The organism is Vreelandella venusta (genome assembly GCF_015689495.1).
In the GTDB taxonomy this organism is placed as follows: Bacteria; Pseudomonadota; Gammaproteobacteria; order Pseudomonadales; family Halomonadaceae; genus Vreelandella; species Vreelandella venusta.
In genome coordinates, this window is record NZ_CP065135.1 from 1,460,698 (window position 1) to 1,485,265 (window position 24,568).

Annotated in this window: 26 protein-coding genes; 16 read left to right on the forward strand and 10 right to left on the reverse strand. The window is 50.1% G+C overall.

Translation table 11 applies throughout. The features are described from left to right. Nucleotides 1–34: 34 nt before the first annotated feature. The 4 genes from IR195_RS06865 to IR195_RS06880 all read right to left on the reverse strand — a co-directional run bounded on the left by IR195_RS06865 (nt 35) and on the right by IR195_RS06880 (nt 2,445). Nucleotides 35–181 (reverse strand): hypothetical protein, encoded by a 147-nt coding sequence (locus IR195_RS06865; RefSeq protein WP_164517070.1) that lies wholly within the window; start codon nt 179–181, stop codon nt 35–37. 248 nt (nt 182–429) lie between these two features. Beyond that, complete coding sequence (locus IR195_RS06870) at nt 430–1,323, reverse strand: AraC family transcriptional regulator (RefSeq protein ID WP_206049086.1); 894 nt, start codon at nt 1,321–1,323, stop codon at nt 430–432. Between the two features lie 26 nt (nt 1,324–1,349). After that, the gene (locus IR195_RS06875; RefSeq protein ID WP_125746972.1) at nt 1,350–1,709 is read right to left on the reverse strand and encodes a hypothetical protein; all 360 of its coding nucleotides are present in this window, start codon (nt 1,707–1,709) and stop codon (nt 1,350–1,352) included. 328 nt (nt 1,710–2,037) lie between these two features. Continuing rightward, nucleotides 2,038–2,445: a CBS domain-containing protein gene (locus tag IR195_RS06880; RefSeq protein ID WP_206049087.1), complete on the reverse strand. Its 408-nt coding sequence runs from the start codon at nt 2,443–2,445 to the stop codon at nt 2,038–2,040. Nucleotides 2,446–2,654: 209 nt separating this feature from the next. Here IR195_RS06880 and IR195_RS06885 point away from each other — a divergent pair, with 209 nt between their 5' ends. The 7 genes from IR195_RS06885 to IR195_RS06915 all read left to right on the forward strand — a co-directional run bounded on the left by IR195_RS06885 (nt 2,655) and on the right by IR195_RS06915 (nt 8,435). Then, on the forward strand, nt 2,655–3,191 hold the full coding sequence (locus tag IR195_RS06885; protein WP_125746976.1) for a YqaE/Pmp3 family membrane protein: 537 nt from the start codon (nt 2,655–2,657) through the stop codon (nt 3,189–3,191). Between the two features lie 85 nt (nt 3,192–3,276). Next, complete coding sequence (locus IR195_RS06890; RefSeq protein ID WP_125746978.1) at nt 3,277–4,146, forward strand: carboxylate/amino acid/amine transporter; 870 nt, start codon at nt 3,277–3,279, stop codon at nt 4,144–4,146. Nucleotides 4,147–4,262: 116 nt separating this feature from the next. Beyond that, nucleotides 4,263–5,228 (forward strand): NAD(+) kinase, encoded by a 966-nt coding sequence (locus tag IR195_RS06895; RefSeq protein ID WP_146945113.1) that lies wholly within the window; start codon nt 4,263–4,265, stop codon nt 5,226–5,228. Nucleotide 5,229: 1 nt separating this feature from the next. After that, entirely contained in the window at nt 5,230–6,216 is a 987-nt protein-coding gene (locus tag IR195_RS06900; RefSeq protein WP_125746980.1) for a metallophosphoesterase, read from the forward strand. 206 nt (nt 6,217–6,422) lie between these two features. Beyond that, on the forward strand, nt 6,423–7,274 hold the full coding sequence (locus tag IR195_RS06905; protein ID WP_206049088.1) for a rhomboid family intramembrane serine protease: 852 nt from the start codon (nt 6,423–6,425) through the stop codon (nt 7,272–7,274). 11 nt (nt 7,275–7,285) lie between these two features. Beyond that, nucleotides 7,286–7,570, forward strand: coding sequence for a YeaC family protein (locus IR195_RS06910; RefSeq protein ID WP_038483142.1), 285 nt, complete (start codon nt 7,286–7,288; stop codon nt 7,568–7,570). Next, entirely contained in the window at nt 7,554–8,435 is an 882-nt protein-coding gene (locus tag IR195_RS06915) for a DUF2797 domain-containing protein (protein ID WP_206049089.1), read from the forward strand. Before IR195_RS06910 ends, IR195_RS06915 begins: the two co-directional genes overlap by 17 nt. Before the next feature lie 105 nt (nt 8,436–8,540). Here IR195_RS06915 and IR195_RS06920 read toward each other — a convergent pair whose 3' ends face one another. Both IR195_RS06920 and IR195_RS06925 read right to left on the reverse strand, forming a co-directional pair. Further along, nucleotides 8,541–8,918 (reverse strand): LysR substrate-binding domain-containing protein, encoded by a 378-nt coding sequence (locus IR195_RS06920; protein ID WP_338073927.1) that lies wholly within the window; start codon nt 8,916–8,918, stop codon nt 8,541–8,543. Nucleotides 8,919–8,923: 5 nt separating this feature from the next. After that, nucleotides 8,924–9,421 (reverse strand): LysR family transcriptional regulator, encoded by a 498-nt coding sequence (locus IR195_RS06925; RefSeq protein ID WP_206049091.1) that lies wholly within the window; start codon nt 9,419–9,421, stop codon nt 8,924–8,926. A 57-nt stretch (nt 9,422–9,478) separates the two neighbouring features. Here IR195_RS06925 and IR195_RS06930 point away from each other — a divergent pair, with 57 nt between their 5' ends. Further along, a complete protein-coding gene (locus IR195_RS06930) occupies nt 9,479–10,258 on the forward strand; it encodes a sulfite exporter TauE/SafE family protein (RefSeq protein WP_206049092.1) in 780 nt (259 codons plus the stop codon). An 11-nt stretch (nt 10,259–10,269) separates the two neighbouring features. Here the strand turns inward: IR195_RS06930 and IR195_RS06935 are convergent, their stop codons facing one another. Beyond that, on the reverse strand, nt 10,270–10,569 hold the full coding sequence (locus IR195_RS06935; RefSeq protein WP_206049093.1) for a winged helix-turn-helix domain-containing protein: 300 nt from the start codon (nt 10,567–10,569) through the stop codon (nt 10,270–10,272). 76 nt (nt 10,570–10,645) lie between these two features. Between IR195_RS06935 and IR195_RS06940 the strand changes: the two genes are divergently transcribed. Next, complete coding sequence (locus tag IR195_RS06940; RefSeq protein WP_206049094.1) at nt 10,646–11,488, forward strand: response regulator transcription factor; 843 nt, start codon at nt 10,646–10,648, stop codon at nt 11,486–11,488. Nucleotides 11,489–11,605: 117 nt separating this feature from the next. After that, complete coding sequence (tyrS, locus tag IR195_RS06945; RefSeq protein ID WP_206049095.1) at nt 11,606–12,874, forward strand: tyrosine--tRNA ligase; 1,269 nt, start codon at nt 11,606–11,608, stop codon at nt 12,872–12,874. Here the strand turns inward: tyrS and IR195_RS06950 are convergent. The 3 genes from IR195_RS06950 to IR195_RS06960 form a co-directional block, all read right to left on the reverse strand. Beyond that, on the reverse strand, nt 12,871–13,947 hold the full coding sequence (locus IR195_RS06950) for a PA0069 family radical SAM protein (RefSeq protein ID WP_206049096.1): 1,077 nt from the start codon (nt 13,945–13,947) through the stop codon (nt 12,871–12,873). The two genes, tyrS and IR195_RS06950, sit on opposite strands and share 4 nt — an antisense overlap. 68 nt (nt 13,948–14,015) lie before the next feature. Further along, on the reverse strand, nt 14,016–15,653 hold the full coding sequence (locus IR195_RS06955) for a methyl-accepting chemotaxis protein (protein ID WP_206049097.1): 1,638 nt from the start codon (nt 15,651–15,653) through the stop codon (nt 14,016–14,018). A gap of 147 nt (nt 15,654–15,800) precedes the next feature. Then, nucleotides 15,801–17,255, reverse strand: a complete 1,455-nt coding sequence (locus IR195_RS06960; RefSeq protein ID WP_146945107.1) for a uracil-xanthine permease family protein — start codon at nt 17,253–17,255, stop codon at nt 15,801–15,803. Nucleotides 17,256–17,772: 517 nt separating this feature from the next. Here IR195_RS06960 and uraH point away from each other — a divergent pair. The 6 genes from uraH (at nt 17,773) to IR195_RS06990 (ending at nt 24,416) form a co-directional block, all read left to right on the forward strand. Then, nucleotides 17,773–18,135, forward strand: coding sequence for a hydroxyisourate hydrolase (uraH, locus tag IR195_RS06965; RefSeq protein ID WP_206049098.1), 363 nt, complete (start codon nt 17,773–17,775; stop codon nt 18,133–18,135). A gap of 92 nt (nt 18,136–18,227) precedes the next feature. Beyond that, nucleotides 18,228–19,427: a urate hydroxylase PuuD gene (locus IR195_RS06970; RefSeq protein ID WP_125747001.1), complete on the forward strand. Its 1,200-nt coding sequence runs from the start codon at nt 18,228–18,230 to the stop codon at nt 19,425–19,427. A 190-nt stretch (nt 19,428–19,617) separates the two neighbouring features. Next, nucleotides 19,618–20,415: an IclR family transcriptional regulator gene (locus IR195_RS06975; RefSeq protein WP_038483184.1), complete on the forward strand. Its 798-nt coding sequence runs from the start codon at nt 19,618–19,620 to the stop codon at nt 20,413–20,415. Nucleotides 20,416–20,766: 351 nt separating this feature from the next. Next, a complete protein-coding gene (gene gcl / locus IR195_RS06980) occupies nt 20,767–22,554 on the forward strand; it encodes a glyoxylate carboligase (protein ID WP_125747003.1) in 1,788 nt (595 codons plus the stop codon). 68 nt (nt 22,555–22,622) lie between these two features. Then, the gene (gene hyi, locus IR195_RS06985) at nt 22,623–23,399 is read left to right on the forward strand and encodes a hydroxypyruvate isomerase (RefSeq protein ID WP_206049099.1); all 777 of its coding nucleotides are present in this window, start codon (nt 22,623–22,625) and stop codon (nt 23,397–23,399) included. Between the two features lie 132 nt (nt 23,400–23,531). Further along, a complete protein-coding gene (locus tag IR195_RS06990; RefSeq protein WP_206049100.1) occupies nt 23,532–24,416 on the forward strand; it encodes a 2-hydroxy-3-oxopropionate reductase in 885 nt (294 codons plus the stop codon). The last annotated feature ends 152 nt before the right edge of the window (nt 24,417–24,568 follow it).

A 24,568-nucleotide genomic window follows, 5' to 3' on the forward strand; every position in this document is an offset into this window, starting at 1 on the left:
CTGTTGGTGATTATTTATTCAGTCACAAAACGCTTTAGGTAGTGTGGGCCAGTGTTGAGAGCCTTGATTCACTGACAAAGGCATCCTCATCGACAAGATAGTGATCACTGATACGCTCCATAAGCGTATCAAGATCAGTTTGCCAAATGGCAGGGTCACGCATTTTCTTGGCATTGAGCATTGAGGCCCCCATAAGTCTAAACAGAAAGCGAAAAGCTGGATCAAATAACCGAAATAAAGCGATGGTAGGGCACTGTGCCCAAGGTAACGGTCGAATGTAGAGCGAGCTGCCATTAGGTGTATGTCGTTTTCATGGCAAAACGTGTCAAATTCTCGGTAAGAAACGCTTTTTAAGACTTTAGTTTAGTCTCTAAACGGCTGCCAGCACGCAAAAGCACGTGTTATGTGCCCAAGCTAATTGCTTTGCCATCAGCGAGATGAGAGTGCGCTAGTCTTAACGCTTGCCCCTGAAGACGTCGCGGAAGATGCTAATGAGGTTGCACAAGATATTGAGGAAGGCGTTAACTGGTTTGCTGAATCGAGCTGCGTATTGGTTGCGCCTACTCCTTGGCGTAACTGGCGGGGTGATAAACCGTAATTACGCCGAAAAGCATGCGAAAGAGCGCTCTGATTCGCAAAGCCTGTTTGGATAGCTATGTCAGTAAGTGGTAGACGGCTTTGCAATACAAGTTGGCGAGCCGCATGTAGGCGCTGGCGTCGCACATACTGCCAGGGCGACAGGCCTGTCTGGACGCGAAAGCGTTCAGAAAAGTGTGCCTCACTAAGGCAAGCCAATTTTGCTAAATCAGCGACTCTCAGTTCATCGGCTAAGTGACGGCGAATAAATCGATCGATTTGATCGAGATTGAGCCGCCGTTGTGATGCGCTCTCTGGTGCACCCAGGCGAGCTTTTAATGAACCTAACAACGTGGCAGCAAGCCGATCCTGCTGAAAGGACATTGCCAGCGTGTCAAAACCTTGGGCAAGCTCGCTTTCTACGAAAGCAAGGTAATGGCGTAATGGGTTGTCGAGTGCAAAAAAGCGCGGTGCATCAAACAGTGCTACCAGCTCACGATGTTCACCCGTTAAGGCAGGTGCATCTTCAGGCAGGTCCAGTATCAGTTGACGATTATAGCCGCTACCGGAATAGAAGTGCTCGTGATTAGCGGGAACAATGCAGCCTGAAAACGCGTTTATCCGGCCGCCGAGGCCTTCGATTTCAAATTCTGAAGAGCCGCATAACGTAATGACGATTTGGTGAAAATCGTGGGAGTGGTGTTTTGTGGCACTTTCTAAAGGGATTTGACGAATAGTACTCGGCATGGGGTCTCCTCGGCACGGCTGGCCGGTTACTGCTGGCGCAGCGCTGTGTGTGCCGCTAAATGATCACGTAATGCTTTCAGTTCCGCGTAACCCTCTTGGTTAAGTAACGGCTTGCTTCGAGCAATTTGCCAATGGCGACCGTGGATGTCCATTAAATGTGATGCACGGCGGCGGACACTCTCCAGGTACTCATCGTGGCGAATGGGGTAGCCAATGATCGCATTCCACTCTGTTTCGCTGATGCTGCTTTCCAGCGCTTTGTCGAACAAATTGATCAGATCGTTAGGCTCAGTGCGATAGCGTGGCGTACCTACGGTCATTAATATTACCAGTACACCACCTATTACCAGCAAACAGACGCCAAACACTAATAGGTACAGCGCCATACTCCACTCCCTGCAAAATCGGTATCAGCATTCGTTTAACAATCCACAACAGTATACGCCTGCTGCTCGTTAAGACGAAAATTTTGCAGTTTTGCGAACTTTTCCTCAGCAAGGTGTCAGAGTGTGTACAGGCAACATCGCGATAGCAGTCGTTAAGAGTGTTGTTCTGGCTATTGTTTTCGATCCCTTGCTTCCGCTGCTCATCAAGCAGCGGTTTTTTTTGCTTATCAGTCGGCCGTTTTGTGGCTATGAACGATGGTTTGATTGGCTGGAAGTCGCTAGCTTGGCGAATAGGTCGTGCCAGTGAATAGGTCGTGACAGTGAATAGTTAATGTCGGCGAATGGTTAGCAGCGCCATTAAGATGTCACGGCGCGTCACAATCCCGACTAAGCGTTGTTGCTCCACAACGGGATAAACCTTTGGCTTTGCTCCGAGCATTTCCTGCGCTAAGTCGGTGATACTTTTATTGGGCGTTGTGGTGAGCACGTCTTGACGCATTAGCTCACGTACCAGCGGCGCTTCATCATCATGGTAGATGCTGTCCAATACGCGTCCCATCACATCTTGTTCGGATATAAAGCCAATCAACCGATCAGACTCATCTACCACAGGAGCGCCTGGTAGGCGATGCAATGCCAAACCTTGAGCTAAGTTGGTGATCGAGGTTTGGCCAGTGACGCGGTAGCAGTCCCGTGACATGACATCGCGTACGGTATCGGGGGTTCTTTTATTCATCTTGACACTCCTTGACGCAATACGCGCAGTTTCACTCTTAAAGAGAATAGGTCAATAACCGCTTGCGGCATGCAGGCCATGAATCACAAGAGCTGTGAGCCACGAGACCTATAATTCTATTAATGTAGAAGATTTAACTCACCCTGCGTTGTCCTTATTATTGTTACATTCAACGCTTTGCTTCATTCCATAAGCTGCAAGGAGCCATTATGGACGCACGTGAATATCTCAATCGCAAGGGCGTAGGCATAGAGAGGGACCCTGAGCGGCCCAACACATTAGAAGAAAAAGCGTGGGAGAGAGCTCGTGGGTCAGGTAGCCAGCGTCCAAAATCCGGTACACCACATGATTGGGAAGACTGGGAGCGCTATCACGACGATTTGGCAGACGGCGCGGAAACGCTAGAGCAGAAAATTGATAAACAGGCTCACCAAAAAGCACTAGCTAAGGAAAAACAGCAAGCGCAAGCGGCGGTAGAGCACTTTACGCCTACCGCGCCAACCAGCGAGACTGATAGTGCGCTTAAGCATCAAACCCCATCACCCATTGCTTCTGAAGGCGTGCCAGCATCGCCTCAGCCGACATCGGTTCTGTTCGCCTACCGCGCGTTAGCCGTTTTGCTACCGCCTTTGGCCGTTGGGTTAACAGAGGGCGGGGCAAAACGTGTTGCCCTTAGTGTTGTGTTGACGTTGTTGGGCTGGCTTCCTGGCGTAGTGCATGCGTTTATATGGTTAAAAAAGCACTAAGCTAGCGATTCTTCGTCTAGCCCATTGGCAGTTGTTGTGAAGCGCGTATAATTCCAGTCAACTTTTCTTTTGGGTGGGGTTTACTATGGGCTACCTTGTTGGCGTGACGGCGTTGTGGGCGTTCTCATTCTCGTTGATTGGTGTATATCTGGCAGGCCAAGTCGATAGCTACTTTGCGGTGCTTGTACGGGTAACGCTCGCTATGCTGGTGTTCCTGCCATTTTTACGGCCCAGTTTGCTGCGTGGAAAACAGCGTTTAGCGTTAATGGCACTGGGTGCGGTGCAGCTAGGCGTCATGTATACCTTCTTCTACCACTCGTTTTTGCTGCTATCGGTTCCTGAAGTTCTGTTATTCACGATTTTCACGCCAGTTTATATTGCGCTTCTAGATGACCTAATGTTTAAGCGCTTCACGCCTATTTATCTAGTGACTGCACTATTGGCGGTAATCGGGGCCGGCGTGATTCGTTACGATGGTATCGATAGCGGGTTCTGGCTGGGCTTTTTGGTAGTCCAGGGAGCCAATCTCTGTTTTGCGTTAGGTCAGGTTGGCTATCGTCGTCTCGCGGCTGATTTGCCGCCTACCTTGGCGTGGCATAACGTGTTTGGCTGGTTCTTTATTGGCGCAATGCTAGTAGCACTCCCAGCCTTTTTGCTGTTTGGTAATACTGCAGCGCTGCCCAGTACACCGGTGCAGTGGAGTGTATTGGCATGGCTTGGGCTAGTCGCTTCTGGCGTCGGCTATTTCGCTTGGAACCAAGGGGCCACCAAGGTCGATGCAGGAACGCTGGCAGTAATGAACAATGCGCTGGTGCCCGCTGGTTTAGTGGTTAATTTGATGATTTGGAATCGGGATGCAGATATAGGCAAGCTCCTATTAGGCGCCGCTATCATGGCTGCTTCTCTGTGGTTAAATCACTGGTGGTTGCAGCGCCGTCGCGTTATACCGGTCTAACTAGTTCAAGCGATTGTTTTTGCCCAGAGTAGCCAGCGGTTTTGCGTCGCGCTGGGCAATTTGCTCGACACCCTCATACTCTCCATAATGTGGGCTGATGCCAGCGAGAGTTGCCCATGTCTAACACCCCATCGTCAGGTTTAGCACCCTTGAGCCATGCCGAGCGCACGCAGCCTTCAGAAGATGCGCCACTTAAAAAAGCGACTTCCTTTAAAACAATCGGCTTAATCGGTCGTTTAGGCAGCGACAAAGTGGTCGATTCGCTTAAGCGGTTGGTCAGCTATCTAGTTGCCCACGACTATAAAGTTCTGATTGAAGACCGCACAGCAACGGCTCTACCGAACCATGGACTACCTGAAGCTAGCCGACGCATGCTGGGGGAACTGTGCGATTTGGTTATTGTTGTGGGGGGGGATGGTAGCCTTCTTGGGGCTGCTCGTACGCTATGTCTTAGCGGTACATTGATGTTAGGTGTGAACCGGGGGCGGCTAGGCTTTTTAACGGATATTTCCCCTGATGAACTAGAAAGCCGGGTTGGCGAAGTGCTGGCGGGAGAGTTTGAAGTTGAAGAGCGGTTCTTGCTAGATGCCGTGTTGTACCGAAACGGTAAAGCGGTGGGTAGTGGTGCTGCACTCAATGAAGTGGTGGTTCATCCCGGTAAAGCGGTGCGCATGATTGAGTTCGAACTGTTTATTGATGGACAGTTTGTGTATAGCCAACGTAGTGATGGCTTAATTATTGCCACGCCCACCGGTTCAACTGCCTATGCACTTTCTGGCGGCGGGCCAATCATGCACCCCAAGTTGGATGTGGTGACGTTGGTGCCTATGTTCCCCCATACGCTGTCGAGTCGTCCTATTGTGATTGACGCTGCCAGTGAAATCCGTGTCCACATTGGTGAAACCAATCAGACCTATCCCCATATCAGCTGCGACGGACAAACTCGTGCCGTGGCAAAACCTGACGATGTGCTCGTTATCCAACGAAAACCAGAGCGCGTTCAGCTCGTGCATCCTATTGGGCATAACTTCTATGAAGTGTTGCGCAGTAAACTCGGCTGGAGCCATCGGCTAGGGGATTGATATGGAGGGTTACGATTTAATCGGAGATGTACATGGCTGTGGTGCAACACTGGCAGCGTTACTAGAGCGACTTGGCTATCATCAGCGGGGTGGGGTGTATCGTCACCCACGCCGAAAAGTGATTTTTTTAGGCGATTTAATTGATCGTGGCCCGCGTATTCGTCTAGCGGTTACCATCGCTCGCCGGATGGTTGAAGAGGGCGAAGCATATATTGTTATGGGTAACCATGAATACAATGCCCTGGCCTATACGCATCCTGCGCCCCCTGGGAGCAACAAACGCTGGCTGCGCGAACATACGCCGCGCCATAACCGTATTATTGAAGACACGTTGGCCCAGTATCGCGATTATACCAATGAGTGGGAAGACACCTTGGCGTGGTTTAAGACGATTCCGCTATGTCTTGAACTGGATGGGATTCGTGTGGTGCATGCCTGCTGGGATGACGAGTTAATTCGACAGCTTAAACAGCGCGCCCCCAACGCCTGCATGGACAACCACTTTCTGGTTGAGTCCACGGACCCCTCAACACAAGCCTTTCGTATACTTGATCGTCTAACCCGTGGGCCTCATATACCGTTACCCAAGGGCATTGCGATACACTCAGGCGATGGCTTTACTAGGCAGAGTTTTCGTGCGCACTTTTGGTCAGCAAATCCTCAGCAGTGGGGGGACGTGGTATTTCAACCAGATAACCTTCCTGGCGACCTAGAGACCAGAGCGCTGACCGATACTGAACGACAGCGCCTTAGTTATTATGGCCCTGAACAGCCACCTTTATTTATCGGCCATTACTGGTGCGAAGGTATTCCCGCCTTACCAGCACACAATATTGCCTGCTTGGATTATAGTGCGGTGAAATTTGGCCGTTTAGTGGCTTATCGCTGGAGTGGAGAAACACGCCTAAATGCTGATCATTTTGTATGGATACAAGTGCCAAGAGAGGAGCGCGCACTGCCTAAACCGTGGGAAATAGATTTTGATTAATAGCGATATTGTTAATCTTTACACTCGGTTACATATTTTTTTCAAAATAGCTGAACTAACGGTGTTGTCGGTTATCAGAGTAAGTGTTCCCTTGAATGATCCCTTGCTTTTTGATCCGGCGGCCCCCTCCGCCGGATTTTTTTCGTCTATCCGTTGGTGACGCGGCGTGACGTTGCGACGATTCTTATTGGTTGAAAGGAACTGCCATGCATCCAGTAATGCTTTTACCCACGGGCGCGGACACAAAAGAGCTGCGTAAAGCGCTATGGCACTACCGTATTGGTCATCGTATAACCGATGAAGCAGATGGCCAGCTACTATGGGTTGCCGACCCGCGTCAGCATGATGAAATGAGATCGTTGGTTAGCCGCTGGGAGCGAGGCGAGCCGCTAATTACCGAGACTGTTCGACCCCACCACCGAAGCGGGATGAATCGCTTGGTGCCGGTGTTGCGCCAAGTGCCGGTTACAGCGCTAATCATTGGTATTAGCCTATTAGTTTTTGCCCTAACAGGGGTATTTGGCGACTTACTGATTGTAGGGCTGACCATCGTGCCGGTGGGCGTTTCAGGCGGGCAGCTCGTATATGGCAGCCTTAGTGACACTGTTATGTCTGGCCAAGTATGGCGTTTACTGTCGCCTGCGTTTTTACACTTTGGTTGGATGCATTTGATCTTCAACCTGATGTGGGTATGGTACTTCGGGCGTCAAATCGAGCAGCTCCAGGGTAGTCGTATCATGCTGCTACTGCTTGTGGTTGCCGGTATTGGCGCTAACATTGCGCAGTATGTCACTGGCACCGTGCTGTTTGGCGGTATGTCGGGTGTGGTTTACGCCTTGCTGGCCCATGCGTGGCTGATGTCCTATCGTGCCCCGCAAAGCGGATTCTTCGTCCCTCAGATGCTAGTCGTCTTAATGCTGGGCTGGATGGTGTTCACCATGACCGATATTGCCGGTAGCGTGGGGTTTGGCAATATAGCGAATGAAACACACTTGGGCGGGTTGCTCGTGGGGCTGGTTACAGGCTGGTATTATTCATCTAAACGAAGCAAACATTAAAGGTGCCTACGATGAGTGACATGACCTTCGATAAAATGATTAACCAAATGACGCCTGCTATTTACGAAAGCCTTAAGCAGGCAGTTGCGTTGCGCAAATGGCCCGATGGTCGGTATTTAACGCCAGAACAGACCGAGTTGTGCCTGGAGGCGGTAATGCGTTTTGAGGTGGAGAATAACGTTCCTGAAGAGAGCCGTGTTGGCTATCTGGAGCAGCGTACCTGTGGTGCTGGCGCGACCGGTGCCGGTGTTTCCCCAGAAATGGCAGGCCTTGCCCGGGATGCCACGCGTGACTGATGATCTGTTTGCCTCGGTAGCATCGCCGGTGCAAGGGTGTTTGCAGAAAATGGCGGCTGACTTACCAAGCCGCCAAGATGGTCAGGTGGTGTATCACCTTCGTGCGGGCGACCATCGAATGCCACTCAATGAGCGTATTGGTTCACCGATGCGTCTTACCTGGAGCGGCGCGATTGCTTGCACCCACTGCGGGCGGGCAACCAAAAAAAGTTTTGCTCAAGGCTACTGTTATCCCTGCTTTAAGCGCTTAGCCCAGTGTGATACCTGCATCATGAAACCTGAGACTTGCCACTATCATCAGGGCACCTGTCGAGACCCCGAGTGGGGTGAAAAGCACTGCTTCCAGCCACACGTAGTCTACTTAGCCAACTCATCCGGTTTGAAGGTAGGTATCACCCGCAAAACGGAAATGCCGACCCGCTGGCTGGACCAAGGTGCCATACAGGCGCTGCCTATTCTTGAGGTAAACACCCGGCAACAGTCTGGTTTTGTCGAAATGCTCTTTAAAGAGCAGGTGGCAGACCGAACTAATTGGCGCGCCATGCTTAAAGGCGAAGTGAAGCCACTGGATTTGTGCGCAGAGCGTGACCGTCTTTTTCACCTGCTAGCCGATGGGTTAGGGCAGTTACGTGATATGCACGGCGAGGATGCCATTCGCACGCTGGATGAAACGCCATTGAACTTCCATTATCCCGTGGCGACTTTTCCAACTAAAGTCACGTCCCATAACTTTGATAAGCAGCCGCTGATTGAAGGTACTCTTCAAGGTGTAAAAGGGCAGTACCTGATCTTTGATACCGGGGTTATTAACCTGCGTAAATTCACCGGTTACGAAATTGCTGTCTCGTCGTCGCCGCCTAACTAGCCATCATTAATGTTAGTGCTCGCCATGGCAGTAAGCTCGCTCAGTGTGCCGCTTAATGCTGAGTGATTAGGATAGCCCAAACGGCGGACAGTTCTCGTTCAGTGCTTAGGGAAGCCGTAAATGAGTAAACAGGCTTTGCATAGCCGGTGACAGTGATGCTTCATCGCGATAGCACAAGCACAGTTGCCGTTTGGCCCACGGGTCGTTGAGATTTACAACGCTAAGGTCGTAACGCCGTAGCCATTGTTGCGCAATGCCTTTAGGAATAATGGCGATGCCTACTTGGTGGGCTACTAAGTTGCACAGCTCACCAAACCCTTTCATGCGTATCCGTAGGGTTAATGAAGCCCCAAGCTGGCGAGCCTGCTCTTCGATTTGAGTTTGCAAGGCACTTTCCTCGCTCAATCCAACCATTGGCAGCCCGACAACTTCGTGAAAACTAATCCATGATTGGCTAGATAGTGGATGCCCCTTGGCCACCACAACGACTAAATGGTCAGGCGCCAGTCGCGTTTTAAGCCCTCTGCGTTAGCCACATCGGTGATGATTCCTCCCTCAATAATGCCGGCTTGGATTGATTGAATGATCGCTAGACTGGTTCGCTCCTTAACGTCCATATGCAGCGAAGGGTGGGCCTGTAACCAGGGCGCGAGCTTGCCAGGTAAAAACGAGGCAAGTGCAGCCGTATTGGCATGCAGTCTTAGCGTTCCTGACAGCCCCTCAGCAAATGCCTTAAGCTCACCACGCATTTTTTTATGCTGCAGTAACATTTGCCGAGCGTGGTGGGCTAGGGCTTCTCCGGCCTCTGTTGGCATGACACCGCGAGGATGGCGTTCAAGCAGTTTGACTTCAACATCGGCCTCAATACGGCGCAGGCGTTCACTGGCAGAACCCAAGGCTAGGTGAGCATTCATGGCCCCTTGAGTGATGCTACCTGCTTCAACAATGCACAGAAAAAGATGAAGGTCTGATAAATCCAAGCGCATAAAAGCTCCTATTGCACCCTAAGGCTGAGCCGAAGCCTGAGAGGAAAATACCTGATTGTGGCGAGGTTCCCGCCGCGCTTCAATGTAGCCATGACAAACGATATTGCTACGCTAATTTGGTTGTTGGGCGCATTCCTGCTGGCAGGCTTGGTCAAAGGGGTAACCGGAATGGGATTGCCTACCGTTGCTATGGCTCTGCTGGGGGCACTTTACTCACCCGTTGTTGCCGCTGCGTTATTGATAGTTCCTTCATTAATTACCAATGTCTGGCAGTTCTTGAAGGGCGGTTATCGCTGGCACGTGCTAAGCCGCTTTTCCAGCATGATGCTTGGTATTCCCGTGGGGGCCTTTTTGGGGGCGCCGCTATTGAGCCAGCTAGATGCAGACTGGGCAGCGTTTAGTCTGGGGAGCGCCTTAATGCTCTATTCCATATACTCTTTTTGGGCACCTGCGATTAATATTTTGCCCAAACATGAGTCCTGGTTGTCACCCATTATCGGCCTTTTGACCGGATGGATTACAGGCGCAACAGGTGTGTTTGTACTTCCTGCTGTGCCTTATTTGCAAGCGCTTGGGATAGCCAGGAACGAACTGATCCAAGCATTGGGACTCTCGTTTACGGTTTCTACCCTGGCGCTACTCAGCAGCCTAGCGCTGCAACACTCTTTGGAAACCGTGCACCTGGCACTTTCGCTGTACGCGGTACTGCCTGCATTAGCCGGTATGTGGTTGGGGGGCTTGATTAGAAGCCGTATATCGACAGGGCAGTTTCGTGGTTGGTTTTTGCTAACCTTGTCGCTGCTGGCCGTAGACCTGATGTCACGTCCCTTTCGCTAAGTACTTGTGCGTCAGCAATAGCCAAGTTCCACCTTTAGCCGTTCCGCATGAGCAGCAACCCAGCTAGGATCTATCGCCCCCCAGTCACGTATCTGGTAGTGGCCAATATTATGGCGCTCACCTTCGCCTTTCTCGAATACGCACTCGATATCCAGCTCCGCAAGTGAGGCGATAGTATCCTGCGCGGTACGCCGAGGCATACCGGTGGCCTCGATTAACGCTGGTACGCTTGCGACGCCGTGGTCAATTAAATGCGCGACATACAAGCGGCGGTAAAAACTTGATTTGGTCTTGCTCAAAGCAACAGTCATGCATTGTCCTGTGGGAAATCAAAAGTGTTGTAGAATAATGCAAGCAGCATAACGTAACTTTAAGGTTTATAGAGTCATGGTTAACGATAACGTGATGCATCGTAACGTGGCTGCATCTTCGAGTGAGCTTAGCAAAGCCCTTGCTAATGCTATCAGTGCACTGCGCACTACCCAATTTACGTCCGCTTTTATCAAGCTGCTAAATCGGTTAGTTGCCTTCGACTGCGCTGTAATTATCGGTTACCGGCCCGGTAAGCATCCTATTTATTTATTCGATTCTCTGCATCAGCAGCGAGAACTTCTGTTCCAGCGCTACTTAATGGATGCCTACCAGGATGACCCGTTTTTGTTACTGCTTGCTCAGCACCAACAAGAGGGAGTGTTTACACCAAAAGATACTCGCTCATTTAGTGACAAGAATGCCTATTACCAACAAGATTTTTACCAGCAAACAGGCTGGCGAGATGAATTGTGTATAACGTTGCGCCTAAGTGACGCCCGTTGGATTGTCGTATATCTGGGAAAGCTAGAGGATCACGCTGTACAGCAGGCGCGCTTTACTGACGTCGAACTTAATCAGATAGCTGGCTACCTGAGCGTACTTTCTGCGCTTTGCCAGCAGCACTGGAATACTCCTTTCCACTTGGCCAGTTCGACAGTGAATTGTGATATCGCGGCAATGCTGCGCCAATCTGTTGGTAGCTTTGGGAAAACGCTATTAACAGCAAGGGAGCAACAGGTTGCTGCATTGTTGGTACAGGGAATGGATAGCCAGGAGATTGCTGAATACTTAGCTATCGGCCACGGTACGGTTAAGAATCACCGTAAACGCATTTATGCCCAGTTGGGCGTTGTCTCACTGAGTGAGCTATTCAGCCTGTTTCTAAATCATGTTGTAGCGGCGTCGGCTAGGCCCTGATCGCTGCGGGGCAATGCCTTTGTCTCTATTGTCGCTATTTATCCCTATCGGGATATCGTTCTTTACCGAGGTGCGCCTTAGCCTAATGCTATTAATTAACTGCAAAAGGGCAGCATCATGGACGCGACGGCATTATTGCAGGACCTGCAGCAACGTGGGCTGATTGCGCAGTCAACGCATGAACAGCAGGCGCTTAACGAGCTACTCAGTACCCCGCAAACCATCTATTGTGGCTTCGACCCGACAGCGGGCAGTCTACACATTGGGCATCTAGTGCCACTTTTGATGCTTAAGCGCTTTCAAGATGTTGGGCATCATGGTGTTGCCTTGGTTGGCGGTGCGACAGGCATGATTGGTGACCCTAGTTTCAAAGCCACCGAGCGATCGCTCAACTCTGCTGACACTGTTAAAGGCTGGGGGAAGTCGCTAAAAGAGCAGATCTACTGGCTGATGGCTGCGCACTTAGAGGCGCCATTTAAGGTAGTCAATAATGCAGATTGGATGAACGAAATTAATGTGATTGAGTTCTTCCGTGATGTGGGCAAGCACTTCTCTGTAAATGCTATGGTTAATCGGGAATCGGTCAAGCAGCGGCTAGAGCGCCCCGATCAGGGAATGTCGTTCACCGAGTTTAGCTACGCACTACTGCAATCCTACGACTTTGCCTATTTAAACCGCACGTTGCGTTGCACTATACAGATTGGCGGTAACGATCAGTGGGGCAATATTGTCAGCGGTATTGATTTAACCCGCCGTCTTAATGGTGAGCAGGTCATGGGGATGACGCTGCCCCTTATTACCAAGTCAGACGGTACTAAGTTTGGCAAAACCGAAAGTGGCACTGTATGGCTCGATCCAGAGCAAACGTCGCCCTATAACTTCTACCAGTTTTGGCTAAACACGGATGATAGCGATGTCTACCGGTTTTTACGCTACTACACCTTTATTAGCTGCAATGAGATTGACGAGATTGAAGCCAATGATCGAGCCGTGGCAGGTAAGCCCCAGGCACAAAAGGTACTGGCGGAAGCTGTCACGCGTTTCGTGCATGGAAGTGAAGGGCTAAAGACTGCACAGCGTATTTCCCAAGCGCTCTTCAGCGGCAACGTAGCTACGCTAACGCAGCATGAACTTGAACAACTAGCGTTAGATGGTTTGCCATGTATTCAGGTATCGCCAGAAGAGTCGTTAGACAGCGTACTGGTTAAAGGTGGTTTAGTTGGCTCTAAACGCCAAGCCCGTGAGCTGATTGAGCAGGGGGCAGTACGTCTCAACGGCGAACGGGCCGTGCAATCCCGCTTGGAGGAAAGCTTCGCGTTATTTGATACCTATTGGGTCGTACAAAAAGGCAAAAAGCACTTCTGTCTGTTTAAGCGCGCACGCTAATAGAATAAATCTCCTTGCGCCCGTGGTGGTCTAAAGTCGTGGGTGTTCAGGCCCTGTTCGGTGCGTGGCTGCATGTTCCACTGGCGGCTGGCGCGATTAAAGCGTTGGGCAATCAAGTCGGCAAAGACGCCTTCACCACGGAAGCGTTTACCAAATTGTGCGTCATAGTGTTGGCCGCTTCGGCATTGGCGAATCAGGCTCATTACCTTAGTGGCTCGCTCCGGGTAGTGGGCTTGTAGCCATGCTTCAAACATCGGTGCGACTTCATGGGGTAGGCGCAGCAGCATCCACGTTGCTGTGCGCGCGCCTGCACGGCTGGCTGCTTCTAGAATACGTTCAATTTCGTGATCAGTAAGGCCAGGAATAATAGGTGAGACCAGCGTACCCACTGGAATGCCTGCGGTGTTGAGCTCGCGGATCACTTTTAAGCGCGCCTGAGGCGAGGCCGCCCGGGGTTCCAAGGTACGCTTTAGATTGGCATCCAGACTTGTCAGGCTAACAAACACCCGTACTAAGCGATGCTCGGCCATTGCTGCGAGCAGGTCTAAATCCCGCAGTATTAGCGTACTTTTAGTCACCAGGGTGACCGGATGCCTGCATGCTAGTAGCAGCTCTAATAAACGACGAGTTGTTTGGTATTTTGCTTCCAATGGCTGGTAACAGTCGGTGTTGCCGGAAAGGTTGATAGGACGACAGACATAATGGGGATGGCTAAGCTCGTCTGTTAAGTGCTCAACTAAGCCTGTGCGGGCGATTAATTTAGTTTCAAAATCGAGCCCCGGTGACAAATCCCAGTAGGCGTGGGAAGGGCGAGCGTAGCAGTAAATGCAGCCATGCTCGCAGCCGCGAAATGGATTGAGTGAGCGGTCAAAGGGTAAATCTGGTGAACGGTTCCAGGAAAGCGCGCTTTTGCTGGGTTCCTCGCGTACCTCCGTTGCAAGCGAAGTAGAGGCCTCCTCATGCCACCAGTCATCATCCTCTACCACGCTGCAGGTTGGTGCGAAGCGGTTATGCGGATCGTAGGTCGCACCGCGCCCTTTATATACAGTAGTGCTGGAAGGGGAATAAGCCATTAGTTGCCACCTCTGCACGGACTAGAATTGCCATATATGTTTTTATATACAGTATATGGCGTTTGGCTCTAGGTGCAAGGTACAGCTTGGTGAGTTAGCGAAACCAACTGGGCACCTGATTGGCTGTTTGCAGCGCTGGCGTTGAGTTTAAACCTAAGCACAACCTCGGTTAACCGTTCAGCTTCATGCTCTAACTGAGTGGCGGAGGTGCTGGCTTGCTCCACCATGGCGGCATTCTGCTGAGTCGTCTGCTCCATTTCGCTAATAGCACTATTGACTTCGTTGATGCCAACACGTTGCTCCTCGCTAGCGACTGCGATCTCATCCATTAAAGTGGTAACACGCTTAACAGATTCCATAATGGCGACCATTGACTCACTGGCTAAATCCGCGTGTTGAGTACCTGATTCTATCTGGCTTACTGACGTTGCAATCAGTTGACGAATATCCGCTGCGGCATCCGCGCTGCGTGTTGCCAGCAAGCGAACCTCACTGGCGACCACGGCAAACCCTCGACCATGTTCACCTGCTCGGGCTGCTTCAACGGATGCATTGAGCGCCAAAATATTGGTCTGAAAGGCGATTGAGTCAATTAAGCCAATAATGTCGGTAATCTGTTGCGAGCTATGACGTATCTCATGCATTTTACTCACCACATGAGTCACGACATCGCCACCTTGCTGTGCATTATGCGCAGCTTCTTGAGCAACGCGGCTAGCTTGCGCTGCGTTGTCACTGTTACGTTCCATGGTGGCCGTCATTTCTTCAATACTGGAGGCAGTTTGTGTTAATGAAGCGGACTGACGCTCGGTTCGCGAGGCGAGATCTTGGTTGCCCAACGCAATTTCTAGTGCGCCTGCAAAAACCTCTTCACTGCTATGACGCACGGTTGCCACCGTTTCCAACAAATCTTTTTGCATGTTGCGTAGCGAGTTGAAGAGAATGCCGATTTCATTTCGGCCATGCACCTCAATTTCTCTAGAAAGATCACCTTTAGCAATATATTGAAAGTGCTCGTTGATGCGCTGCGTTGGGCGAATTAAGTTGACGCTTACGCCCCAGTAGACAATGGCAGTAATGATTAACGCGATGATGAATACACTGACAATAGCGGAATTAGCTAAGTTGACCACTGAAGAGAAGTTATCCAAACGCTGATTACCTTCGTCTTCTACCGTATGAAAAAAATTAACCGCATCTTGATAAAATGTGTCATAGGCAGCATGGGTGCTATTGCGCAGGCGTTGGTAGTCAGCAGTGTTCCCTTGATAAAGCGAATCAAGTTGAGGAAGTAGCTGGTGACTCATCATGTTATTGAAGCTACTCTCTATTTCACGAACGAAGTGCTCATGAGACGGGTTGAATGGTAAAGCAAGAAATTCAGTGAACACATTGTCTGCGTTTTCAAGCAAATGACGCATTTCATCCGCTCGTTGGCGTCTTTCAACGGCAGTAAGAGAAGGGGGTGCCTCTAGCAGCTCTTCGTACAGACGGCCCATTTGTAAACGTACATTTTGTATCGACGAATTGGTTCTGTTCAGTGTCGATTGTTGATTGACGTTAACGTTGGTAAATTGCTCGATACTTTCCTGGCTATGATTGACCGCGTAGAGGCCAGTGCCACTCAGCAGCAGCAGTAATGTCAGAAAAGCGCATAAAACGAGTGACCAGCTCATTCTCATTGTTAGATTGTTTAAGCGGTGCATGTGTCACTCCAATCGTCTCATTATTATGTTCTGCATAGAGAAATAGAACTGCCGGGCTAACGGCAGTTCTAAAGCGTCGTGCATGTTTTAAATGATGTTTTTAAATGATGGTTTTAAATGATGCTTTTATTGCTAATTAATAAAACATTATTCGGCATGAACGCTACGTTGACTAAGGTTATCGCCTTGGTTATGGGCTTCGTCCTTAGTGTCTTTATCTTCGTTAGCAATTTTTTCTCTCTCTTTAGCCTCATCGGTAAGAGATTTTTTGGGTAGGACGATATTCAGCGTGAAAGCTGTAATAGCGGCTACAACAATGGGGGCACCACCTATCAAGTCTCTTAATACTGCAGGAAACTGCTCAATAGCGGATGGCTCAGCAGCGATACCCAGGCTAAGTGCTAGAGCAAGGCCGACGATGGTCATATTACGTGCGGACATCTCATCTTTAACCAGTAACTGGATGCCAGTCATGGTAATCATGCCAAACACAGTAATTGTTGCACCACCTAAAACGGGGTAAGGAATCGTCGTGATTATTGCGCCGAATTTCGGACTGAGACCCGCCAGAATCATAAAGATACCTGCCAGTGCCAGTACGTATCGGCTAATTACCTTGGTCATGGCTACGATGCCAACATTCTGGCTGAACGTGGAGGTGGGCAGGGCACCGAAGAAAGAGCTGACGGTAGTGGTTAAACCATTGCCGAGCAGGCCACCGGTAAGCTCTTTTGTTTTTAGCTCACGGTTCATACCGCCAACGGTCGTGGCAGATAAATCCCCAATGGTTTGCACGGAGTTGATAACACAAATAACCACCATTGAAGCAATGGCCGCGGTGTGAAACTCCATCTCAAACGGCATTAGTTTAGGAACGGCTACCCAGGATGCATTGGCGACGTTGTCGAAACTAACCAAGCCCAGCGACAGGGAGAGTAAATAGCCCACCACAATACCGACAATAATGGCTGAGAGCTTAATCACTCCTTTACCAAATTGGGCAGCAATTAAGACAGTGAGCAACGTAACGACAGCGACCATCCAATTGATTGGGTCACCAAAATTGGCCGCATTGACGTTTCCACTGCCTGCCATATAACGGATAGCGATGTCATATAGCGATAGACCGATCACCAACACCACGGTTCCTGCCACGACAGGGGGGAACAAGTGGCGAATGTATTGGATGAAATAACCCACCACGACCATAGTCATGCCGCCAATCAACTGAGCGCCGAGTATGCCTTCAATTCCATATTGAGCGCCAACTGCTACAAGCGTTGGTACGTAGGCAAAGCCGACGCCAAAAATGGCAGGTAAGCGCGCTCCGAACTTCCACACGCCATATAGATGAAACACAGTGCAAACACCTGATGCCAGCACAGCAATCTGAATAAGCAGAAGCTTTTCTTCAACGCTCGCGCCGACGACCCCAGCAACGATAATAGGAGGAGTTATCACGCCAGCAATCATGGCGAGTAGGTGCTGAAGAGAAAGTGGCAGTACCTTTAGAAATTTAGGTTTTCCATAAAAATCAAAGAGGGAGGTGCTCTTTCCATCTATTCGCGTTCGCTCTTCAGACGAGGATGTGGCGTCACTCATGAAGGACTCTCCTTTGTTGTTGTATTCAATGATTTGAAATTATTGTTCATTTTTAAAGTTAATACTGTACACAAAAAATCTGCTGAAAATAAATAATTTCGCCCTGTTTATGCTCATCTATTTGGCTAATAGCGCTTCTTGCTGCGACAAATAGCATGATGTTTGCTCAGCGACGCCTATCAATTTTCTTGTTCAAGTTTTTGATTTTTAATTTATTTTTGGGACCTGCCACCAGGGCTAGGCTTGTGCTTAGATGCCCGGTCGTCGCCTAGGCAAGAAAATTTGAACAGCTAGAGTTGCGTCAAAATTGTGGTGCTCGACGAGGTGCATAGCGCTGCCAAATAAAAATGTATACAAAAATACTTTGAAATGTGTCGATTTTTTATATAGAAATGTAGTCATTGGGTTTTGAGCTGTGGTGTGTCTCATCCGCTGTTGAGCTGCTGATGGTTAGCAATACATAGGAAAAAGACATAGTAGTGGCTCTAATTACATTAATAAAATATTGGAGAAACCAATGGGTTACGTAACAACTCATGTTCTGGATACTGCGCAAGGCTGCCCAGGCGAGGGGGTCAAAATTGATCTGTACCGTGTCGTTAACGGTGAGCGCAGCTTCCTCAAAACGGTAACCACCAATGATGATGGCCGCTGTGACCATCCCATATTAGATGGCGACGAGCTACAAGAAGGGGAGTACGAGTTGGCGTTTCATGCAGGTGACTACTTCGCCAGTCAGGCTGGCCGAGTTGCTAATAGTAACGAGCCTGCGTTCTTAAATGTGATACCGCTTCGCTTCGGGGTCAATGACGCCACACAGCACTATCACGTGCCATTGCTGCTATCGCCCTATGCCTACTCAACGTATCGCGGCAGCTAAAGAGGCTTAACCAATCGTCCTACTAAAAATAGCCCTGATAAAAAACATAATGCTGCCGACTAACAATAAACAAATGAGGCGAGGAAGCCGATATGCTGTCCTACTTAATTGATTTTTCTAACTTTATGCTTCGCTGGCTACACGTTATTGCCGCGATTGCCTGGATTGGTGAGTCTATCTACTTTGTTATGCTAGATAATGGCTTGAAATCCCCCAAAGATGAAAATTGCCGTAAAAAAGGTGTATTTGGTGAAATGTGGGCCGTGCATGGCGGCGGCTTCTACCATAACCAGAAATATGCTACCAGCCCGGAAAAGCTGCCTGATGACCTCCACTGGTCTTTCTGGAAGGCTTATACCACTTGGTTGTCTGGCTTCGCTCTATTCATCATTTTGTACATGTTTAATCCTGGCTTTTACTTGGTTAACCCCAATAGTAGCTGGGAGTGGGCTGCCAATATGACCGGCTGGCAGGCCAACGTTTTAGCGCTGACCTTCTTGCTGCTGGGGTGGGTGGTCTATAACGAAATGTGTAAACGCATCAGCCCCAACATGGAGCGCGATGGCCTATTAAGTATTGGTGTTGCAATCATGATGGTGGTCGTCGCGTATCTGAGTACTCACATGTTCTCAGGTCGTGCCGCATTTCTATTGACCGGGGCTGTTATGGCAACGGCGATGTCTGCCAACGTGTTCTTCTGGATCATTCCTGGGCAGCGCCGCATTGTTAAGGCAATGAAAGCTGGCGAAACGCCAAATCCGTTAGACGGCAAACGTGGTAAGCAACGCTCGGTACACAATACGTACTTTACGTTACCCGTTGTCTTATTAATGATCAGTAACCACTACTCCTTTGCATACTCTCACGCTTATGCATGGGTCATCATGGCATTGCTGATTTTTGCGGGTGCCTTAATTCGTCAGTACTTCGTGTTGATGCATGCTGGCAAAATACGGCCTGGTTATCCTGCCGCAGGCGTTGCCTTGATTATGGTGGCGTTTTGGATAGGGATGCCAGCTAACCAGCAAGCTAATGCTAGTGCAGAGAGTGGTCCAGATATTACTGATGTGCAGGCGGTTGTTGAGCAGCGCTGCGTTGCGTGCCATTCCCAAACGCCAACACAACCTGGTTTTTCTGCTCCTCCTGCGGGCTTTGCCTACGATAACCTTGAGCAAATTTTGCATCACAAAGAGAGCATTCAGCAGGTCGTAGCCAGTGGATACATGCCTCTCGGCAACATGACCAGTATGACAGATGAAGAGCGCGCCTTGATTGGAGAGTGGTCTGAGTAACTAGCTCGCTCGTTGTGAGGTCAGTAGCTAGCACTTTCTAGCGCTCTAGCGGTGTTAGCTACTGTATTAGCTGAGTTCCTTAACGCATGCTTTAAATCATGAATGGCAATCGGCCAGTAGTAGGTTTGTGCAGGCGTTGGGGGTTTTACGTTATCTCGATAATACAAATAACGAAGTGAGTTAACCCGCCATGAGTGATAAGGAAAAAAAGCATTTAATTCCCGCGCTTGAAAGAGGGCTGACGATTTTAATGGAACTCAATCGTCATCATCGTGAAATGAGTTTTGCTGAGATCGTCAAACGCGTTGGCTATCCCCAGTCGACGTCATATCGCGCAGTACAGACCTTAGAGCATATGGGGTTTCTGCGCCATCACCCGGTCACTGGGCTGTATTCGCTGGGTGTTAACGTGCTAAAGCTGGGCTTTGAATATGTGGCCTCATTAGATGTTGTTCAGGTAGGCCACCCCGTCATTGAGTCGCTATGCGAGCAAACCGGCTGCTCAAGCCATATTGCGGTTCGCGATGGAAGGGATGCCGTTTATGTGGCACGTGTGGGCGCCACTAACGCCACAATTCGTCGCGTTAGCGTTGGAACAAGAATTCCACTGCACTGCACGTCACTAGGGCGACTACTGCTGACAGACCTATCAAAAGAGGAATTTGAATCGCTCTATCCTGACGATCAACTGCTGAATAAAGAGCTTGGCGCCCCCATTCGGCGGGATGTGCTGTGGGATCTAGTTCAGGAAGACCGTCAGCGTGGTTATGTCATTGCCGACTCTTACTATCACTTTGGAATTTCGTCGATTGCCTACCCGCTCTACAACCATGATGGGGTAGTGGAGGGCGTCGTTAGTATCATGGTGCCGGTACATGAGTTTGCCGAAGATGAGCGAGCCAAGTTGCAAACGCTGGTGCAAGAAGCCGCGAGAACAATCTCCGATATGCTCGGGCACGATCAAGTCCTTGCGAAACGCGATGGCTAGATGTTGCAGATGGCAATAGCGCTCTGCACGCGGGGGTAAATCTACACAATGTCTACCAAGGTATGGACTGGATGCAAAAGCACCGGTCCAGTTGGCATGCCTGTTTTACCACTGCTAGGCGTGTTTCGTTAGTCACTCGTGTGCTCCCATGTGCGTGTTTTTACTTAATTTAATTCATGTTAGGCATTTGATTTTAAATGCTTTTTGTTGATTATTCTGAATTTAGTGGAAATATTTTCCATTAAATATTGACAGTGTGCCGGATGGCGCATACTTTGAATATTGTCTCGTATACAAAATTAAATACAAAAATGAATACTAAATGTATTCACTCTTCGAGGAGAAGTTGTGATGGCTAAAATGACAGCTGCAGAAGCCGCCATTCACGTCCTGAAAAAAGAAGGTGTTGATGTTGCCTTTGGTGTGCCAGGTGCTGCGATCAACCCTTTCTACGCTGCGATGCGTAAAGTAGGGGGCGTAGATCACGTGTTAGCACGCCACGTGGAAGGCGCCTCACACATGGCGGAAGGGTATACCCGCACAACCGCTGGCAACATTGGTGTGTGTATCGGTACTTCTGGCCCCGCAGGCACGGATATGATTACGGGCCTGTATTCAGCCAGTGCTGATTCAATTCCGATTCTATGTATCACTGGCCAAGCACCTCGCTCCAAGATGCATAAAGAAGACTTCCAGGCCGTCGATATTCAGACGATTGCTGGCCCGGTGACCAAGTGGTCCGTTACGGTGATGGAACCTGCACAGGTACCGCGCGCGTTCCAGAAAGCCTTCCAGCTTATGCGTTCTAGCCGTCCAGGGCCGGTACTGATCGATCTTCCCATCGATGTACAGATGAGCGAGATCGAGTTTGACCCAGACACCTATGAATCACTTCCGGCTTATAAACCCTCAGCAACCCGTGCCCAAATTGAAAAGGCACTGACGCTGCTCAACGAAGCCGATAAGCCGCTGATCGTGGCCGGTGGCGGTATCATCAATGCCGATGCTGCTGAGCAATTAGTTGAATTTGCTGAGCTAACCGGCGTGCCGGTGATCCCGACGCTAATGGGCTGGGGAACGATCCCTGATGACCACCCGTTAATGGCAGGTATGGTGGGGCTGCAAACGTCGCACCGATACGGCAATGCGACCATGTTGGCTTCTGACTTTGTCATGGGGATTGGTAATCGTTGGGCAAACCGACACACTGGCAATGTTGAAACGTATACAAAAGATAGAAAGTTTGTTCATGTTGATATCGAGCCTACGCAAATAGGTCGTATTTTTGGACCTGACTACGGCATCGTTTCTGACGCAAAGCTTGCCCTGGACCTGTTTATCGACGTCGCGCGTGAAATGAAGGCCAGCGGACAACTTAAAAACCGTAGTGCCTGGGCCGAAGAGTGTCAGGAGCGTAAGCGCACGCTACTGCGCAAAACGCACTTCGATAATGTGCCGGTGAAACCGCAGCGTGTTTACGAAGAAATGAACAAGGTTTTTGGCAAAAATGCGCGCTATATCAGCACCATCGGTTTGTCGCAGATTGCCGGCGCTCAGTTCCTGCATGTGTACAAGCCTCGTCACTGGATTAACTGTGGTCAAGCTGGGCCACTAGGCTGGACAGTGCCTGCTGCACTGGGTGTTTGCCGTGCCGATCCTGATGCTGAAGTGGTTGCGCTGTCAGGCGATTACGACTTCCAGTTCATGGTCGAAGAGCTGGCGGTTGGGGCACAGTTTAACTTGCCGTATATCCACGTGCTGGTGAACAACTCTTATCTCGGTTTGATTCGCCAGGCCCAGCGTGGCTTCGATATGGATTATTGTGTCCAGCTGTCGTTCAAAAACATCAACTACACCGACGAAGAAGCGGCGCTCGCTGAGTACGGCGTAGATCACGTGTCGGTTGCTGAAGGCCTTGGCTGTAAAGCGCTGCGTGTCACTACACCCGATGAGATTGCGCCTGCGTTAGAAAAAGCGCGTGAGCTAATGCGCCAATACCGTGTGCCGGTCGTAGTGGAAATCATTCTAGAGCGGGTTACCAATATCTCGATGGGCACTGACCTTGATGGGGTTAATGAGTTCGAAGCGTTAGCTGAAAACCTAACCGATGCACCGAGCTCTATCGCCAGCCTGACGTAAGGCACCAAGGTGCTTCCAGGCAAGTCGCTGAAGTCGTTATTAAGACGCTAAAACGTTAGGAGAACACTATGGTTAAGTTTGCCGCGAATCTCAGTATGCTGTTCACTGAAGTCGATTTTCTTGATCGCTTTGAGGCTGCCGCAAAGGCGGGCTTTAAAGGGGTTGAGTACCTTTTTCCCTATGACTATGCGGCAGCTGACATCAAGCAGCGCTTGGATGCGAATGGCCTAACCCAAGTACTGCACAACTTACCTGCGGGAGATTGGGGAGCTGGTGAGCGAGGCATTGCTTGTCACCCCGACCGGGTAGAAGAGTTTCGTGCCGGTGTGGATAAAGCGATCGACTATGCCACTACGCTTGAGTGCAAGCAGGTGAACTGCCTTGCGGGTATTCAGCCTGAGGGCGTTAGTGATGCGGAGGCTCACCGTACTTTGGTTGAAAACCTTCGCTACGCTGCCGAAAAGCTCAAAGCAGCCGGCATTTTGCTGCTTGCAGAGCCTATCAACACCCGTGATATTCCAGGCTTTTTCCTTAATCGCACCGAGCAGGCGTTGGCACTTTTTGACGAAGTCGGCAGCGATAACTTAAAGCTGCAGTATGACATCTACCACATGCAAATCATGGAGGGTGATCTTGCGCCCACTATTGAAAAGCATTTTGCACGTATCGCTCACGTGCAGTTGGCGGACAACCCAGGGCGCCATGAGCCAGGAACGGGTGAGATCAATTATCCCTTCTTATTTAGCCACCTGCAGCAGCTTGGCTATGACGGTTGGATCGGCTGCGAGTACAAGCCTAAGACCACGACGGTAGAAGGTTTAGGTTGGTTAGATAAAACGCGTTAACCCCGTATGACTTAAATCAGGCAAGTGAATGCTTGGTTGTTAAGGGCCGGTCGTTAAGGGCGCTAATTCACGAAATTTAAATCATTTAGAAACAATAGGTTGGTTTCTAAAAGACGCGAATGGAGAACAATTATGAGTAAGATTGGTTTTATTGGCTTAGGCATTATGGGTCGTCCTATGGCGGGGCACCTGCTCGACGCTGGTCACTCGTTGGTGACTGTTAAACGCGGTACTTTGGATGCTGCGCTTGCCGAAAAAGGCATGAGTGAAGTCGCTTCACCCAAAGCGGTGGCTGAGGAATCTGACGTCATTATCACCATGGTGCCCGACACGCCCGATGTCGAAAGCGTGTTATTTGGTGAGGGAGGCGTGGTTGAAGGCCTGAAGCCCGGCACCCTAGTGATTGATATGAGCTCCATTGCTCCAATGCAGACCCAGGCATTTGCCAAGCGCATTACCGATGCGGGCGGAGAGTTTGTCGATGCGCCGGTTTCTGGTGGTGAAGGTGGTGCAATTAACGCTGCACTTACCATCATGGTGGGCGCAACAACGGAAGGGTTTGAGCGCGCCAAGCCATATCTGGACGTTGTTGGGAAGACGATTACCCACATCGGCGGTCATGGTGCAGGTCAGACGTGTAAAGTGGCCAACCAGATTGTGGTTGCGCTAACCATTGAAGCGGTGGCAGAAGGGTTGTTATTTGCCTCTAAAGCAGGTGCTGATGTCGCTAAAGTGCGTGAATCACTGATGGGCGGTTTAGCTCAATCGAAAATCCTTGATGTTCATGGCGAGCGCATGATCAAGCGCACCTTTGAGCCTGGATTCCGCGTTCGTCTGCACCAGAAAGATCTCAACTTGGCGTTAGAAGGTGCCAGGACGTTAAATCTGTCATTGCCAGGCACCGCCAATGCACAGCAGTTGTTCCAAGCATGTGTCGCCAACGGGGGCCAGGATTGGGATCACGCGGGTATTGTGCGCGCTTTAGAGAAGCTGGCAGACCATGAGGTAGGCCAATAACGCGCCTTTGTCAGGCAGGCCAGCGCCTGTTGGCCTGCCATTAAGCTCTTTTTTTAAGCATTAAGTTCTTTTTACTAAGCTTTCCAAGCGCTGTGTTTTTGTTCTTTTCTAAGCTCCTTTCTGAGCCCTTTTCCTGATCCCTGCCCGAGGAG